Origin of the sequence: Clostridium amylolyticum (assembly GCF_900142075.1) — a bacterium.
GTDB classification, from domain to species: domain Bacteria; phylum Bacillota; class Clostridia; order Clostridiales; family Clostridiaceae; genus Clostridium_AA; species Clostridium_AA amylolyticum.
Window position 1 is genome coordinate 595,607 of record NZ_FQZO01000002.1, and the last position, 17,550, is coordinate 613,156.

16 protein-coding genes are annotated in these 17,550 nt (G+C 31.5%); 7 read left to right on the forward strand and 9 right to left on the reverse strand.

The annotated features are described in order from the left end of the window. Positions 1-163: 163 nt before the first annotated feature. The 9 genes from noc to rpmH all read right to left on the reverse strand — a co-directional run bounded on the left by noc (position 164) and on the right by rpmH (position 7,414). On the reverse strand, positions 164-943 hold the full coding sequence (gene noc / locus BUA82_RS07415; RefSeq protein ID WP_073006238.1) for a nucleoid occlusion protein: 780 nt from the start codon (positions 941-943) through the stop codon (positions 164-166). Between the two features lie 133 nt (positions 944-1,076). Next, positions 1,077-1,796: a 16S rRNA (guanine(527)-N(7))-methyltransferase RsmG gene (gene rsmG / locus BUA82_RS07420; RefSeq protein WP_073006150.1), complete on the reverse strand. Its 720-nt coding sequence runs from the start codon at positions 1,794-1,796 to the stop codon at positions 1,077-1,079. Between the two features lies 1 nt (position 1,797). After that, positions 1,798-3,699 carry a tRNA uridine-5-carboxymethylaminomethyl(34) synthesis enzyme MnmG gene (mnmG, locus tag BUA82_RS07425; RefSeq protein WP_073006152.1) on the reverse strand — a complete coding sequence of 634 codons (1,902 nt, stop codon included), beginning with the start codon at positions 3,697-3,699 and terminating at the stop codon, positions 1,798-1,800. A 9-nt stretch (positions 3,700-3,708) separates the two neighbouring features. Beyond that, a complete protein-coding gene (gene mnmE, locus BUA82_RS07430; protein ID WP_073006154.1) occupies positions 3,709-5,088 on the reverse strand; it encodes a tRNA uridine-5-carboxymethylaminomethyl(34) synthesis GTPase MnmE in 1,380 nt (459 codons plus the stop codon). Positions 5,089-5,253: 165 nt separating this feature from the next. Beyond that, positions 5,254-5,880 carry an RNA-binding cell elongation regulator Jag/EloR gene (gene jag, locus BUA82_RS07435; RefSeq protein WP_073006156.1) on the reverse strand — a complete coding sequence of 209 codons (627 nt, stop codon included), beginning with the start codon at positions 5,878-5,880 and terminating at the stop codon, positions 5,254-5,256. 70 nt (positions 5,881-5,950) lie between these two features. Then, positions 5,951-6,643, reverse strand: a complete 693-nt coding sequence (yidC, locus tag BUA82_RS07440) for a membrane protein insertase YidC (RefSeq protein WP_073006159.1) — start codon at positions 6,641-6,643, stop codon at positions 5,951-5,953. 18 nt (positions 6,644-6,661) lie between these two features. Continuing rightward, a complete protein-coding gene (gene yidD / locus BUA82_RS07445; protein WP_073006161.1) occupies positions 6,662-6,871 on the reverse strand; it encodes a membrane protein insertion efficiency factor YidD in 210 nt (69 codons plus the stop codon). Then, positions 6,843-7,223, reverse strand: coding sequence for a ribonuclease P protein component (gene rnpA, locus BUA82_RS07450; RefSeq protein WP_073006163.1), 381 nt, complete (start codon positions 7,221-7,223; stop codon positions 6,843-6,845). Before rnpA ends, yidD begins: the two co-directional genes overlap by 29 nt. A 56-nt stretch (positions 7,224-7,279) precedes the next feature. Beyond that, positions 7,280-7,414 carry a 50S ribosomal protein L34 gene (gene rpmH / locus BUA82_RS07455; RefSeq protein WP_040214767.1) on the reverse strand — a complete coding sequence of 45 codons (135 nt, stop codon included), beginning with the start codon at positions 7,412-7,414 and terminating at the stop codon, positions 7,280-7,282. Between the two features lie 560 nt (positions 7,415-7,974). Here rpmH and dnaA point away from each other — a divergent pair. The 7 genes from dnaA (at position 7,975) to gyrA (ending at position 17,026) form a co-directional block, all read left to right on the forward strand. Then, positions 7,975-9,330 (forward strand): chromosomal replication initiator protein DnaA, encoded by a 1,356-nt coding sequence (dnaA, locus tag BUA82_RS07460; RefSeq protein WP_073006166.1) that lies wholly within the window; start codon positions 7,975-7,977, stop codon positions 9,328-9,330. A gap of 264 nt (positions 9,331-9,594) precedes the next feature. Continuing rightward, positions 9,595-10,695, forward strand: coding sequence for a DNA polymerase III subunit beta (dnaN, locus tag BUA82_RS07465; RefSeq protein WP_073006169.1), 1,101 nt, complete (start codon positions 9,595-9,597; stop codon positions 10,693-10,695). 75 nt (positions 10,696-10,770) lie between these two features. Beyond that, positions 10,771-10,977 (forward strand): RNA-binding S4 domain-containing protein, encoded by a 207-nt coding sequence (locus BUA82_RS07470; RefSeq protein WP_073006240.1) that lies wholly within the window; start codon positions 10,771-10,773, stop codon positions 10,975-10,977. A 60-nt stretch (positions 10,978-11,037) separates the two neighbouring features. After that, complete coding sequence (gene recF / locus BUA82_RS07475) at positions 11,038-12,123, forward strand: DNA replication/repair protein RecF (protein ID WP_073006172.1); 1,086 nt, start codon at positions 11,038-11,040, stop codon at positions 12,121-12,123. Positions 12,124-12,136: 13 nt separating this feature from the next. Continuing rightward, positions 12,137-12,397, forward strand: coding sequence for an extracellular matrix regulator RemB (remB, locus tag BUA82_RS07480; RefSeq protein ID WP_073006175.1), 261 nt, complete (start codon positions 12,137-12,139; stop codon positions 12,395-12,397). Positions 12,398-12,473: 76 nt separating this feature from the next. Beyond that, positions 12,474-14,384, forward strand: a complete 1,911-nt coding sequence (gyrB, locus tag BUA82_RS07485; protein WP_073006178.1) for a DNA topoisomerase (ATP-hydrolyzing) subunit B — start codon at positions 12,474-12,476, stop codon at positions 14,382-14,384. Positions 14,385-14,407: 23 nt separating this feature from the next. Next, a complete protein-coding gene (gyrA, locus tag BUA82_RS07490) occupies positions 14,408-17,026 on the forward strand; it encodes a DNA gyrase subunit A (protein WP_073006180.1) in 2,619 nt (872 codons plus the stop codon). Positions 17,027-17,550 lie beyond the last annotated feature (524 nt).

Below are 17,550 nucleotides of genomic sequence, written 5' to 3' on the forward strand. Positions count from 1 at the left end.
TGCACATATGTAAGGTAACTACACCTCCTCTCAATTTGCATAATCTAATTATAGCTTGTTATAATGAATAATTAAAGTGCTAATATTATTAAAGTAACTATTATAATAAAAAAAACAGCTAAAAAGCTGTTTTTTTGTTTCACGTGAAACATTATTACCATTTTTAATTGTTTTTAGGTATGTTAACTACAATTTGAACATAATCACCACAATCTTTTGATTTATATTCAGCAGGTATTTTAAATTTATCAAAAACTTGCTTTATAGAGTTAATATATATCTTGGCAGAAAATACACCCTTAATTTTCTTTTTTCCTCCAGAAGAAAGCTCTTCTCCCTTAAGTTTAAGTAACTCTTTATTTACTAATTCCTCAGTTGCCTTAACATTTAAATTCTGCTTAACAACTTTTTTTAGAACCCTTAACTGACAATCCTCGTCAGGTAATACTAAAAGTGATCTAGCGTGTCTTTCAGTAAGTTTATTTTCTAATAAAATATCCATGACTTTATTCCCGAGCTTTAACAATCTTAGTTTATTAGCTATAGTAGACTGTTTTTTACCCATACGAGTAGCAAGTTGTTCCTGAGTAAAACCATGCTCATTAATTAAATTGAAATAAGCTTCTGCTTCTTCAATAAAGTTTAAATCTTCCCTTTGGAGATTTTCTAAAAGTGCTAGTTCAGCAGCTTGTTTATCAGTTATATTTAAAAGTGTACAAGGCACCTTACTTAACCCTATAGATTTAGCTGCTCTCCATCTTCTTTCACCTGCAACTAATTCATATCGCTCCCCCATAACCCTAACTGACAATGGTTGCAATATACCATTATGCTTAATAGATTCAGAGAGTTCTTTCAAAGCCTCTTCATTAAAATACTTTCTAGGTTGATATATATTAGGTACAATTAGGTTTACATCAATTTGTAATATCTCGTTTCGCATCTCCACAACAATCCCTCACCAACACAATTTCCTATTATTAACATTTTCTCTATAAAACAAATTTTTCCTTTATTTTACACTAAAAATCGTACGACATTTTTTTACAATTATAGACATTTTCTCATCTTAAGCTTTATATTAGCGGCTTCTTTGTAATTGATCCAGCTTTTCTAGGATAAACACTAGCAGTTCCTTTTACTTTTTTAACAATTACTAGATTATGTTCCATATCACTATCTTCTATATTAACCTTAACAACTTCTTGTAATTTTCCTCCTAGTTTTTCTATGGCACCTTTACCCATAGCTAGCTCTTCATCTATAGCTGGTCCCTTTAAAGGAATAAAATATCCTCCTACTTTAGTAAAAGGGATACAAAATTCACTTAATACAGCCATATTTGCCACTGCCCTAGAAGTTACTACATCGTATTTTTCTCTATGCTCTTTGTTTCTAGCCAATTCTTCAGCTCTACCATGTATAGCTTCTATATTTTTAAGCTTCAATGAGTTAATCACTGTATCTAAAAAATTAACCCTTTTATTAAGTGAATCCAATAAGGTTATGTTAACCTCTGGCCTCATAATGCTTATAGGAATACCAGGAAAACCTGCTCCAGTACCTACATCTATTAAATTATTACACTTTTTGAAAGCTTCTATCTTAAAAACTTTTATGGAATCTATAAAATGCTTTTTAACTATATCTTCATCTTCAGTTATAGCAGTAAGATTTATTTTTTCATTCCACTCTTTTAACAATTTCATATACTCCATAAACATATGGTACTTTTCTTCAGAAAAATCCATACCTGCATCTAAGGAGGCTCTTTCCATTATACTATAGTATTCCATATTACTCCTCCACTTTCAGCGCATTTGTTCTATAATAGTGTTCAAGATATATAAGCAGCACGGATATATCTGCTGGTGAAACACCGGATATTCTAGAAGCCTGACCTATACTTAAAGGTTTTATTTTAGTAAGCTTTTGCACTGCTTCAATTCTAAGTCCCTTTACTTCATTATAATCTATATTTTCAGGAATTCTTCTATTCTCTAGCTTTTTAAATTGATTAACTTGTTCTAATTGTTTTTCAATATAACCTTCATATTTAGAAATTATGCTAACTTGCTCTTTAACATCCTCTGGAAGATCCGGTCTATTTATATCTAAACTTTCCACTGAATAATAATCTAGCTCTGGCCTCTTAATCAATTCATATAGGGATATTGGCTTTTTAAGCTCTGCAGAATCTAAAGAGAGTAAAAACTCATTTACCTCTTTTTTATTTGTTATTTGAACACCTTTAATTCTTTCTACTTCTTTTTCTATATATTCTTTTCTCTTTAAGAACTTAGAATATCTTTCTTCAGTTACTAGTCCTATATTATAACCTATTTCTGTTAACCTCATATCAGCATTATCCTGTCTTAATAAAAGCCTATATTCTGCTCTTGAGGTCATCATTCTATAAGGTTCATTGGTACCTTTGGTAACTAAGTCGTCAATGAGCACCCCTATATAAGCATCTGACCTTGTAAGAACTATATTTTCTTTTCCTTTAGCTGTTAGCGCCGCATTAATTCCAGCAATAAGTCCTTGGCAAGCAGCTTCCTCATATCCAGAAGTACCATTTAGCTGACCAGATCCAAATAAGCCCTTGATATTTTGGAATTCTAGAGTTGGATGAAGTTGTGTTGGGTCTATACAATCATACTCAATAGCATATCCTGTACGCATCATTTCCACATTCTCTAATCCGATTACTGTTTTTAACATCTTAACCTGTACTTCCTCTGGAAGAGAACTAGACATACCTTGAACATACATTTCATCAGTATTCTCTCCCTCAGGCTCTACAAATATCTGATGCTGTTGTTTATCTGGGAATCTCATAACTTTGTCTTCAATGGAAGGGCAGTATCTAGGCCCTACCCCTTCAATAGATCCATTGTACATAGGAGACCTATGAATATTTTCTCTAATTATCTTAAGAGTATCATCTGTAGTATAGGTAAGATAGCAAGAAATCTGTTCTCTCTTTATATCTTCTACATTACTCATAAAAGAGAAAGGAACTATTTTTTCATCTCCCTTTTGCTCCGTCATTTTTGACAAATCTACAGATCTTTTATTTACTCTAGCTGGAGTACCAGTTTTAAATCTTCTTAATGAAATACCTAAATCTAAAAGGCTCTGAGATAGATCATTGGCAGGGAAAAATCCATTAGGGCCGCTATTGTAGCTAACCTCACCAATTATTATCTTTCCTTTTAAATAAGTCCCTGTAGCTAATACCAAGGTTTTTGTTTTTATGTATGCTCCAGTTTTAGTTATTACTCCCACAACTTTATTGTCTTGTACATCTATTTTAACTACTTCAGTTTGTTTTAAATACAAGTTTTCCTGAGCTTCTAAAACATGTTTCATTCTTTCTTGATATTTTCTCTTATCTGCCTGAGCTCTTAGAGAGTGTACTGCTGGTCCTTTAGAAGTATTTAACATTCTAGATTGAATAAACGTATGGTCTATATTAATACCCATTTCTCCACCTAAAGCATCTACTTCTCTAACTAAATGACCTTTAGCAGTACCTCCTATATTAGGATTACAAGGCATAAAAGCTATACTGTCAAGATTCATAGTGCACATCAAGGTCTTACATCCCATTCTAGCCGCAGCTAAAGCAGCCTCACAGCCAGCATGACCTCCACCAATAACTATTACATCATATTCACCTGCATTATAATTCATATGTTCCACCTACTTTCCTACACAGAAACTGGAGAATATCTTATTTACAAGATCTTCTTGTATTTCTGCGCCTGTAATTTCACCAAGAGCTTTTAAAGCGCTGGTTACGTATATAGAAACAAGATCTAAATAAGCTCCGCTTTCAACTTGTTCCAAGGCGGTAACGCAGCCTTCTTTTGCTCTATATAGCGCTTCTTTATGTCTAGAATTAGTTACCATAACACTTTCAGCGTCCACTTCACCTTTAAAGAACATATCTTTAATTTTCTGCTTCAAAGCATCTATTCCAGTACCTTGCACTGCTGAAATCTCTATAAAGTTATGGAAATTCATACTCTCTTCTAACTGAAGTTTTCTTTCTAAATCCACTTTATTTAAAATAACTATATATTTTTTATCTTTAATAAAATCAATTATTTCTTTATCTTCTTCCTCTAAAGGTCTGCTTAAATCTAACATTAAAACTATGAGATCCGCTTGATTTATTTTTTCTTTAGAGCGCTGTACTCCTAACTTCTCTACCAAATCTTCAGTTTCTCTTATACCTGCTGTATCAATTATCTTCACTGGTATACCATCTAAATTTATATATTCTTCTATAACATCTCTAGTGGTACCAGGAATATCTGTTACTATAGCTCTTTTCTCCATTAGAAGTGAGTTTAATAAAGATGATTTTCCCACGTTAGGCTTACCTATTATTACCATATTTAAACCATCTCTAAGTATCTTTCCTTCTGAAGCAGTATCCAGTAAATTATTAATAACTGATATTACTGACTTTAAATTATTAGCCACTGCTATAGGAGTATGTTCATCAGGTTCTTCATCATCTTCAGTAAAATCTACTACAAACTCTATATGAGCAAGAACATTTAAAAGCTTCTCACTGAGAATATTTATTTCCCGGGAAAGTCTTCCTTCACTTTGCATTAATGCAGATTTCATTGAAACATCTGTTTTTGACCTTATAATATCTATAACAGCTTCCGCTTGACTTAAATCTATTCTGCCATTTAAAAATGCTCTTTTAGTAAATTCACCTGGCTCTGCCACTCTAGCTCCTGCCTTTATAACTTCTTCTAAAACCCTATTAGTAGAAGTTACTCCTCCATGGCAATTTATTTCAATGGTATCTTCTGCTGTAAAGCTCTTAGGCCCCTTCATATAACTTACTATAACTTCATCTATAGTTCTCTGTGTATCTTTTTCCACAATATGTCCGTATCTCATGGTATAGCTTTTTATATCATCAATGCTTCTATTTTTTTTCCCCCTAAATATAGAGGAAACAATGCTTAAAGCTTTATCTCCTGAAACTCTTATAATAGATATACCGCCTTCTCCCAATGCAGTAGCAATGGCAGCTATGGTATCAAAATCTTTCATTGGTTACCTCCTTATTTCATGATATCTATATAGGCTTAAAATTACTTTTAAGATATGTTCTCTCTCACTTTATACTAATATTCATATATGAAAAAGTATATATTAAAATCTCCATTAATTAAAGGTTTAAAAAATTTAAAAAGAAAGCCTTAAGGCTTTCTTTTTTTAGTTCTTTCTCAAATCTATTACTACTCTTCTATGAGGTTCGTCCCCTTCACTAAAAGTATATACATAAGGATTACCTTGTAATGCAGAGTGAATTATCCTTCTCTCATAAGGGTTCATAGGTTCAAGCTTAAAGCTTCTTCCACTTTTCTTAACCTTATAAGCTGTTTTATCTGCAAGCCTTCTTAAGGTTTCTTGTCTCTTATTTCTATAATTTTCAGTGTCCAGAATAACTCTCTTATACTCTGTTTCATGTCCTTTATTAACTACAAGACTAACAAGATATTGAAGTGAATCTAAGGTTTCTCCCCTATATCCAATGATAATTCCCATGTTAGGTCCAGTTAAATTAATATTTATACTATCTTCTTGTTCTTTTATTCTTATTTCTGCTTTTATTCCCATGGAATCTAAAACATCCCTTAAAAACTGCTTTGCCTCGTAAATATAATCCCTCTTGACCTTAATACGAACCTTAGCTGGCTTTACTCCAATAATTTTAAATAAACCTTTGCTGCCTTCTTCCAGTACTTCTACTTCTACTTTATCTTCAGTTAAATTAAGCTCTGATAAAGCACTTTTAACTGCTTCTTCAACGCTTTTACCTGTTTTTTCTATGATTTTCATACCCTATTCACCCACCTCTAAGCATACGCTCTAAATATTAATTTAGGTCGTTACCGTGCTATTAATATTTCTATTTAGCTTCTTGAGCTTTCTTCTTTGCTGGTAATATAACTATAAAATATGTTTGCAACATCTGAAGAGCATTATTTAATACCCAATAAAGTACTAAAGCTGATTTAAAATTAAAAGACATTACTGTCATAAATATGGACATACCTATGTTCATTCCACCCATATTCATTCCACCAGGTTTTTCTCCATCCTTTGCAGGGGCAGTAGTGGTTTTTGAAGTCATATAAGATGAAAGATAAGTAGTTAAACCAGATAAAATTGGAAGTATATATAAAGGATCCTTGCTGTATAAGTCTGGTAACCATAAAAATGATACCCCTTGTATGGCCTTTAGCTCATTAAACACATAGAAAAGTGCAAAGAGTATTGGCATCTGAATTAATAAAGGTAAACATCCACTTAATGGACTAACACCATTTTCTTTATATATTCTCATCATTTCAGCTTGAGCCTTTTGAGGATCATTTTTATACTTAGTCTGAAGTCTTTGAACTTCAGGCTGAATTTCCTGCATCTTCGCTTGAGATCTCATCTGTTTAATATTTAAAGGTAAAAATATTATCTTAATAATTATAGTAAGTAATGCAATAGCTAAAACATAAGCCCAGCCAGTATCAGTTACCCCTATATTAGTTAATACACCGTGTATAAATTGAAAAAATTGACTTAATAAATTTTTTAGTGCTCCCAAAACACAAACCTCCTATGGCTATTTAACAGGATCATATCCACCGTCATGAAAAGGATGACACTTTAATATCCTTTTTATGCTCATTAATCCCCCTTTTAAAGCTCCGTACTTTTCAATTGCTTCTAAAGCATATTGTGAACAGGTTGGATAAAACCTGCAACTGGGTGGCTTATTAGGCGAAATATATCTTCTATAGAATTTAATCAATGCAATTAGTATTTTTTTCATTAATATATAAGCCTGCCTTTTTAAATAAATTTGTCATAGCTTCTTCTACCTCATGATAGGAACTACTACTAGCAGCGCTTCTAGCAACAAAAACAAAATCATATCCATTCTTTAAACACTTATTTTTTAAGCGATAACTTTCACTTATCAATCTTTTAACTCTGCTTCTAACTACACTTTTACCTACCTTTTTGCTTACGGAAATACCTACTCTGTTATAATCCCCTTGATGTTCATCTCTATTTCTTCTATTCTTCATAATATAAAGCACTAAAATGTTGTTAGAAAAAGATCTGCCTCTTCTGTATACTAATCTGAACTCAAGGTTTTTTCTTAATTTATACTGTTTCATTGAAATCAGATTCTCCTTTTTTCTGCAATTGCAGAAAAAGGCCACAAAAGCGGCCCTTATGCTGTCAATCTCTTTCTTCCTTTTTGTCTTCTTCTTTTAAGCACGTTTCTTCCAGATAATGTACTCATTCTCTTTCTAAATCCATGCTCTCTTTTTCTTTGCTTCTTCTTTGGCTGATATGTCATGAACATATTATCTACACCCCCTTCGCTATTCAATAATTATAGCAAAAAAACTACTATACGCATATTATCATATTTAAAAGTTTTACCTTCTAATTATATATTTCCATTATACCGATGTCAAGAACTCATTAATTGTTAATAGTTTATAGCAAAAAACCAACAATTTGTGGATAAGTTATTGAACGCTTCTGTTTTTTTATGTTATTATAGATATGGAACTGTGAATAACTTTAAAAAAGCATGTTTTTATCCACACCTGTGTATAACTTTGTGTATAACTTGTTTAATATTGTAGAAAAATATGCATTTATTATTATATTTTTCTCTTTTTTTCATTGTTTATACAAATTAATTTTTGTTAATTATTTAAAACAATACACTGTGGATATTTTATTTTAGTCAGAAATTATAAACAAAGTTATAAACATGTGAATATTTTTATTTACATAAGTCAATATCAATAGATAGTATCTTTAATTTGTTTATATTCTGTTTATATATATATATTTAATAATTTTTAACTTATTTTTTTATTATTTCTCAAATATTTGACTGGAGGATAGGAAATGAATGTCCAAATAAAAGAGCTGTGGGAAAAAACCCTAACCATTCTTAAGGGTGAGATGACAGAGGTTAGCTATAATACTTGGATTAAAAGTTGCGAGCCGCTTTCCATGTCCAGTGATACTATTCGACTTGGAGTTCCTAATGATTTTACTAAGGATATTTTAGAAACTAGATATAAAGAATTAGTATCTAATGCTATTAAACAAATATCATCTAAAAAATATAATATAATTTTTTCTATTTTATCTGAAGAAACTATAGAAGAGCAGGCTAAAAATCTTGAAGATAATTCTAAAAGAAGAAGCTCTATTGTAGTGAATGATGAAATGTCTGCTACCCTTAATCCAAAGTATACCTTTGATTCTTTTGTTATAGGTAATAGTAATAGATTTGCTCATGCAGCTTCTTTAGCAGTAGCAGAGTCACCAGCCAGAGCCTATAATCCTTTATTTATATATGGAGGAGTTGGTCTTGGAAAAACTCACTTAATGCATGCTATAGGACATTATATTCTTCAAGTAAACCCCAATGCTAAAGTTGTTTACGTTTCTTCTGAAAAGTTTACCAACGAACTTATAAATGCTATTAAAGATGATAAAAATGAAGAATTTAGAAATAAATATAGAAATGTAGATGTTCTATTAATAGATGATATTCAATTTATAGCGGGCAAAGAAAGAACCCAGGAAGAGTTCTTCCACACCTTTAACGCCCTTCATGAAGCTAATAAACAAATAATTCTATCCAGTGATAGGCCCCCAAAAGAAATTCCTACTTTAGAGGATAGGTTAAGATCTAGATTTGAATGGGGCTTAATAGCAGATATTCAAGCTCCAGATTTCGAAACTAGGATGGCTATCTTAAAGAAGAAAGCTGATGTAGAAAATTTAAATGTAGCAAATGAGGTTATGGTTTATATTGCAACAAAAATAAAATCCAATATAAGAGAACTAGAGGGTGCACTTATAAGAATTGTAGCTTACTCTTCTTTAACTAATAGTGAAATAACTGTAGATTTAGCATCTGAAGCATTAAAAGATATCATATCTAACAAACAAGCCAAGAATATTACCATAGATACAATAAAAGATGTGGTTTCAAGCTACTATAATCTAAGAGTTGAAGAGTTAACCTCTCAAAGAAGAACGAGAAATGTAGCTTTCCCAAGACAAATAGCCATGTATCTAGCACGAAAGCTAACTGATTTATCCCTTCCTAAGATAGGAGAAGAATTTGGCGGCAGAGACCATACTACTGTAATTCATGCCTATGAAAAGATTTCTGAAGGAATAAAGAATGACGAAGGTCTAGAAAACGTAGTTAATGACCTTACAAAAAAGCTAACTCAAAAATAATACACACCTGTACATAATAGTATATTAATTAACTGTGGATAAAAATTATAGGTATGTTACGTTAATAATTATGTGGATAAGATGAATTTTAAAAGTACTACTTATCCACACTATTTTTTGCACACATTTCCTTGCTGTATAAGGGCTAGAGGTACTTTTCCACAAACCCACAGCCCCTACTACTACTGTTACTAATTTAAAATACTATTATCTATCTAAATATAGGGTAAAAATCATGTGGATAATTTAAGGAGGTTTATCGCTATGAAACTAATATGTGAAAAGAATAAATTACAAGAAGCTATATCAACATCACAAAAAGCTATTACAGGAAAATCAACTATGCCTGTACTAGAAGGACTTTACATAGAAGCAGTAAATAATGTTCTTACCTTCATTGGATCTGATATAGATTTAAGCATAGAAACAAAAACTCAAGCTGAAGTAATAGAACCTGGAAAGATCGTTGTAGATAATAGAATATTTGGAGAGATTATACGTAAACTCCCTAATGATAAAGTAATCATAGAAACAATAGATGGTAATATAATACAAATATCTTGTCAAAAATCCGTATTTAATTTAGTGCATATGAATGCTGATGAATACCCTTCAGTACCAAATATCAACGAAAATATTGTATTTTCAATAAATCAATCTATATTAAAAAACATGATAAAAGGTACTATATTTGCTACTGCTCAGGATGAAACAAGGCCTATACTTCAAGGAGTTTTATTCGAAGTTAATAATAAAAACCTTAATTTAGTGGCTTTAGATGGATATAGACTGGCAGTAAAAAGTCAGGTTATAGACACAGATAATAGTATAAATGTTGTTATACCTGGAAAAACTTTAAGTGAAGTATCTAAAATATTGGAAGAAAACGAAGAAAAAGTAAATATTACTTTTACTGAAAATCACATATTATTTAACTTAGGGGAAACTAAAATAATATCCAGGTTACTGGAAGGGGAGTTTATTAAATATTCTTCTTTGCTTCCTCAAGAACATAAGCTTCTAGTTACTGTTAACCGCCAAGAGCTGCTAAACGGTATTGAAAGAGCATCCCTTATGGCAAAGGATGGTAATAGCAATCTTATTAAATTAAATATTGAAGAAGATAACATGGTAATAACTTCTAATTCTCAATTGGGAAAAGTTAGAGAAGAAGTTAGTATAAACTTGCAAGGTGAGTCTTTACAAATTGCATTTAACTCAAAATATCTTTTAGATGTTCTGAAGATAATGGAAGATGATGAGGTGCTACTAGAGCTAAGTAGCAGCGTTACCCCTTGTGTAATTAAAAATAAAGAAATAGATAATTGTAAGTACTTGGTTCTACCGGTAAGGTTAGTTAAATAGATAAAAAGGAGGTTTAACTTGCAAGGTTTTGTGAATAGTCACAATACATTATTTGCAAGTTAATAATTTAACATGGTGAAAGAAGTTAAAATTAATACTGATATAATTAAATTAGATTCTTTTTTAAAATGGTGTGGAGCTGTTTCTCAAGGCTCTGATGCTAAGTTTTTAATACAGTCTGGAGAAGTTAAAGTAAATGGGGAAGTTTGTACACAAAGAGGGAAAAAATTAAAAAAAGAAGATGAAATAGAATTTGATGAGAATATTTATAAAATTATTTAATTTTATTAGGTTCCCTCAAAATAATCCTCAAATGTGATATAATTTTAATGGGTGTTTTTTATGTTAATAAAATATCTTCAACTAATGAATTTTAGAAATTATACGAAGCTTAATATAGAACTAAGCAAAAATGTAAATGTATTTATGGGAGATAATGCTCAAGGTAAAACAAATATTCTTGAAGCTATCTACTATTGCGGTTTTGCTCGTTCTCACAGAACCAATCGGGATAAGGAACTTATACATTGGAACAGTGACAAAGCACTTATTAATCTTTATGTAGAAAGAGAAAGGTTAGATAAAAAAATAAGTCTAGCTATTTTCAAAGATGGAAAAAAGGCTATTAATGTCAATTCTATAAAGATAAATAAAATATCTGAACTTATAGGTGTTTTTAATGTGGTGATGTTTTCCCCAGAAGATTTAAGGATTGTAAAAGAGTCTCCTGGCATAAGAAGAAAATTCATAGATATGGAACTTTGTCAGTTAGATAATAAATATTATTACAACCTTGTACAATATAATAAAGTGATAAATGAGAGAAATTCTATATTAAAAAATAAAAAGCTAGATGAAAATATGCTGGATATATATGACCTTCAACTTGGTAATTTTGGAAAGTACATCATAGATAAAAGGTTGAAATATATAGAAAAACTTAATAATTATGGAAAAAAGATTCATAAGGATATAACTTCTAACAAAGAAGATATTGAATTTAAGTATCTTAGTTCTATAAAATTAAAAGAGTCTATTGAAGAAGGCATTATTTCTTCACTTAAAGCTAATAGGCAAAAAGATAAGGAAAAAGGTTTAACTTCAACGGGTCCTCATAGAGATGATATTTTAATCTATATAAACGGTATAGATGCTAAAAGTTTTGGTTCTCAAGGTCAGCAAAGAACATCAGTTTTAACTATAAAATTTGCCTCTTTAAAAATTATTAAAGAACAAACGGGTGAATATCCTGTCCTTCTTTTAGATGATGTTTTGTCTGAATTAGATTTTAGCAGAAAAAAATATATATTAAGTTCTATACAAGATATACAAACTATTATTACATGTACTGGTATTGAAGATATAAATGAGTATTTGGATGAAAGATCAAAAGTGTTTAGAGTAAAAGAAGGAAATATTGTCCTTTAAAGGAGGAATTAATGTGTTCTTGCATTTAGGAGAAAATGTAGTAGTTCCAATAAAAGATGTTATAGGAATTTTTGATGTAGATACTACTATGTATAGTTCTGATACCATACAATTTTTAAGAATGGCAGAAGAAGATGGCTTTGTAGAGAGAATAACCAAGGATAAACCAAAATCCTTTGTTATAGCGGAAGTAAATAAAAAAAGTAAGATCTATCTATCACCTATATCTTCCTCAACCCTTACCAAGAGAACAAATGTAGATTATGATCTTTAGCTGCTTTATATTAAGCAGCTATTTAAGTTGCTAGAAGCAAAGCTATAGAGAATTTTCAAATTTTAGGAGGAAACTAATGGTAGAGAATAATAAGCAAAACTATGATGAAAGTCAAATTCAAGTACTAGAAGGATTAGAAGCAGTAAGGAAAAGGCCTGGAATGTATATTGGGAGTACTAGTTCAAGAGGACTTCATCATTTAGTTTATGAAATAGTTGATAATAGCATAGATGAAGCATTAGCAGGATATTGTGATAATATAAAAGTTGTAATTAATAAAGACAACTCTGTTACAGTAGTGGATGATGGTAGAGGTATGCCTGTAGGCATGCATCCTAAGATGGGAAAATCAGCCATGGAAGTAATTATGACTATACTTCATGCAGGTGGAAAATTTGGTGGTGGAGGCTATAAGGTTTCTGGAGGTCTGCATGGTGTAGGTGCATCTGTGGTAAATGCTCTTTCGGAAGTATGTATAGTAGAGTCTAGAAGAGAAGGATATTTATGGAAACAAGAATATAGGAGAGGTATACCCGTTGCTCCAGTGGCAAAGGTAGAAGAAAGCCAAGAACAGGGTACTACCACATATTTCAAACCAGATCCTCAGATATTTGAGGAAATAAATTTTGATTATGAGATACTTGAACATAGACTTAGGGAATTAGCATTTTTAAATAAAGGAATCAATATTGAACTCATAGATGAAAGAGAAGAAAAACAAGAAAAATTTCATTATGAAGGCGGTATTAAATCCTTTGTAAGTTATTTAAATAGAAACAAGGAAGTGCTTCATTCTGAACCTATCTATGTAGAGGGAAGTAAAGATGACGTAATAGTTGAAATTGCACTTCAGTACAATGATAGCTATGCTGAAAACATTTTTTCTTTTGCAAATAACATAGATACCATAGAAGGGGGAACCCATCTATCAGGATTTAAAAATGCCCTTACTAGAGTGTTTAATGATTATGCTAAAAAGTTTGGACATTTAAAAGAAAGCGATAAGAACCTTCAAGGAGAGGACATAAGAGAAGGTCTTACAGCAGTAGTATCCATAAAGATATCAGAACCTCAGTTTGAAGGTCAAACTAAGACTAAGCTTGGTAACAGTGAGGTTAGAGGTATAGTAGAAAATATAATGGGGCAAGAAGTAGCAACCTTTCTTGAGGAAAACCCAAATATAGGTAAGGTTATAGTGGATAAAGCTCTTATGGCAGCAAGGGCTAGAGATGCTGCTAGAAAAGCAAGAGAACTTACAAGGAAGTCTGTTCTAGAAAGATCAGCTCTGCCAGGGAAGCTTGCAGACTGTTCTTCAAAAAATCCAGAAGAATGTGAGATATATATAGTTGAGGGAGACTCTGCAGGTGGATCAGCAAAACAAGGCAGAAATAGAAGATTTCAAGCCATACTTCCACTAAGAGGAAAAATAATGAATGTTGAAAAGCAAAGGCTGGATAAAATTCTAAACTCTGAAACTATAAGATCAATGATTACTGCCTTTGGAGCTGGAATAGGAAAAGATTTTGATGTAGAAAAAATAAGATATAACAGAATAATAATAATGACTGATGCTGATGTGGATGGAGCTCATATAAGAACGCTTCTTTTAACTTTCTTCTATAGGTATATGAGAGAGTTAGTTGAAAATGGTCACGTATTTATAGCTCAACCACCTCTTTACAAAGTAAGTAAAAATAAAAAGAGTTATTATGCATATTCTGATAGTGAATTAGATAATATCATTATAGAATTGGGTGGAAAAGATAACAGCGTTTCCATTCAAAGATATAAAGGACTTGGAGAAATGAATGCAGAACAGCTTTGGGATACTACTATGGATCCGGAGCAAAGAATTTTACTAAAGGCAACTATAGAGGATGCCATGGCCGCTGATGAAATATTTACAATACTCATGGGAGATAAGGTGGAACCTCGAAGAGAATTCATACAGCAAAATGCTAAGAGAGTGACTAACTTAGACATATAGCAGTTAGATGAGGTGAATATTTAATGAATAACAATGAGGGAAAAGTTATACCTGTAGATATAAAAAATGAAATGAAAAAATGCTACATTGATTATGCTATGAGCGTAATTGTAGGTCGTGCTCTTCCAGATGTAAGAGACGGTCTAAAGCCTGTTCATAGGAGAATTTTATTTTCCATGCAGGAACTTGGGATTACTCCAGACAAAGGATATAGAAAATGTGCAAGAATCGTTGGAGACGTTCTTGGTAAGTATCATCCTCATGGAGATTCTTCAGTTTATGATGCTTTAGTTAGAATGGCCCAGGATTTTTCTATAAGATATCTTTTAGTGGATGGGCATGGTAACTTTGGATCAGTAGACGGAGACGGAGCTGCTGCTATGAGGTATACGGAAGCTAAGTTAAATAAGATAGCAGTAGAGATGTTAAGAGATATAAATAAAGATACAGTAGATTTTGTTCCTAACTTTGATGGTGAAGAAGAAGAGCCTTCAGTACTTCCTTCAAGATATCCAAATCTTTTAGTTAATGGATCTTCAGGAATAGCTGTAGGTATGGCGACAAATATTCCACCGCATAACTTAGGTGAAATTATAGATGGAACTATTGAATTAATAGATAATCCTGAAGCTACTGTTCTTGACCTTATGAAAAATATAAAAGGACCAGATTTTCCTACTGCAGGGATAATAATGGGTACTTCAGGCATAAGAGAAGCATATGAAACAGGAAGAGGAATAATTAAAGTAAGAGCTAAAGCAGAAATAGAAGAAGAGAATGGTAGACACAAGATAATAGTTAATGAGATACCATATCAGGTTAATAAGGCTAAACTTATTGAAAACATTGCAGACTTAGTTAAAGATAAAAAAATAAATGGAATATCAGATCTAAGAGATGAATCAGATAGAGATGGTATGAGAATAGTAATAGAGCTGAAAAGGGATGCAAACCCTAATGTAGTTTTAAATCTTTTATACAAACATACAAAAATGCAAGATAGCTTTGGGGTAATAATGATAGCTTTAGTTGATAATGAACCTCAGGTTTTAAATTTAAAACAGGTTTTAGTTCACTATATAGATTTTCAAAAGCAAGTTATAACTAGAAGAACTTTATTTGAACTTAATAAGGCAGAAGAAAGAGCACATATTTTAGATGGATTAAGAATCGCTTTAGATAATATAGATGAAGTTATCAATATATTGAGAAATTCAAAGACTACTGAAATAGCTAAAAATACACTTATGGAAAGATTTCAATTAAGTGATAAACAATCTCAAGCAATCTTAGATATGAGACTTAGAAGGCTGACAGGTTTAGAAAGAGAAAAAATTGAAGAAGAATATAATGAACTTATGAAAGTTATAGAAAGATTAAAAGAGATATTAGCTAGTGAAGAAATTCTTCTTGGAGTTATAAAAGATGAATTGATGGAAATAAAAAGGAAATATTCTGATGAAAGAAGAACTTCTATTGAAAAATCTTTAGAGGATATAGATATAGAAGATCTTATTCAAGAGCAGGAAGTGGTAATTACTTTAACTAATTCAGGATATATTAAGAGGATATCAGCTGATACTTATTCCTCACAAAGAAGAGGTGGAAAAGGAATTCAGGCCATGACTACAAAAGAAGATGATTTTGTAGATCATGTTATTGTTACTTCTACTCACTCAGATTTGTTATTCTTCACTAATAGAGGAAGAGTATACAAGATAAGATCTTATGAAGTTCCAGATGCAGGAAGAACAGCAAAAGGTACTAATCTTGTAAATATGATACCTATAGATCAAGATGAAAGAATAGAAGCGGTACTTTCTATAAAAGATATTCAGAAAAAAGGATATCTATTTATGGGAACAAAGCTCGGTATAGTTAAAAAGACTCCATTAAAACAATTTGCTAACATAAGGAAAAATGGTCTTAATGCTATTACCCTTAAAGAAGGGGATGAACTTCTAAAGGTGAAGGTGACTTATGGTGATGCAGATATAATAATAGTTACTAGAGATGGATATGCTATAAAGTTTAATGAGCAAGATATAAGACCTATGGGAAGAACAGCAGCAGGGGTTAGGGCTATAAGGCTAAGAAAAGGTGACATAGCTATGTCTATGGATATTGCTGTGGAAGGTGAAGATTTAGTTGTAGTAAGCCAAAATGGTTTTGGAAAGAGAACCAGCCTTACAGAGTACACTCGTCAATATAGAGGTGGAAAAGGTCTCAAGACTTATAAAGTAACAGAAAAAACTGGTAAACTCGCTGCAGCTAGAGTATGTAAAATCGATGATGAGTTAATGCTTATAAACAATAAAGGCGTGGCTATAAGGATAACAGTAGAAGGCATTTCTCAAACTGGTAGGGCAACTATGGGAGTTACACTTATGAGAAGTGGCGCTGATGAAGAAATAGTAGCTATAGCTAAGATAAGCAATGGTGACGAGATAGATCAAGATATCAATATACCACAAATTGCTGAAAGCGAAGATTATGATATAGATGTAGAAAATGAAGATGGTGGTATAGACGAACTTCTTGAAAGAGCAGAAGAAGATGATGATGATATTCTAGATGAAGAAGACTTTGAAGATGAAGATTCTGAAGAAGACTCTGAAGATGATGATAATCTAGAAGAATAAACACCACAATTTAATCTTATAATTAAAAGAGAAGCGCTAAGCTTCTCTTTTTTTTATATAAATTCAAAAGTTTTTCCGATCTTTTCCTAGAAAAACTCTCCATAATTCTAAATTACAATATATACTTAACCTGGTGTATCCGTATAAGAATATTGTAGTATTAATAAGATAAAATTAGATAATTGCTATAAATATTATTATAGTAGCTATATTTAAAATAATAGAATATAAAAGCTGTGGTACTATAAATAAGTCGCTGGTGGCAAAAGCGACACCAAGTCAAAACACTTGATACATTGAAAATTAGTTAGCAAGAAAATCTAACAAATAATTTTTAAAAAAGTGTTGACAAGGAAAACCCACCGTGGTAAGATAACTAAGCGGTGAGGGAAAAGCCGCACTGGTCTTTGAAAATTGAACAGAGGAAACAAAGTTTAAATAATTATGTAACCAGCAATTCTTTTGAATTAAAGTAATGAGTAACAGACAAACTTTTTAAATTGAGAGTTTGATCCTGGCTCAGG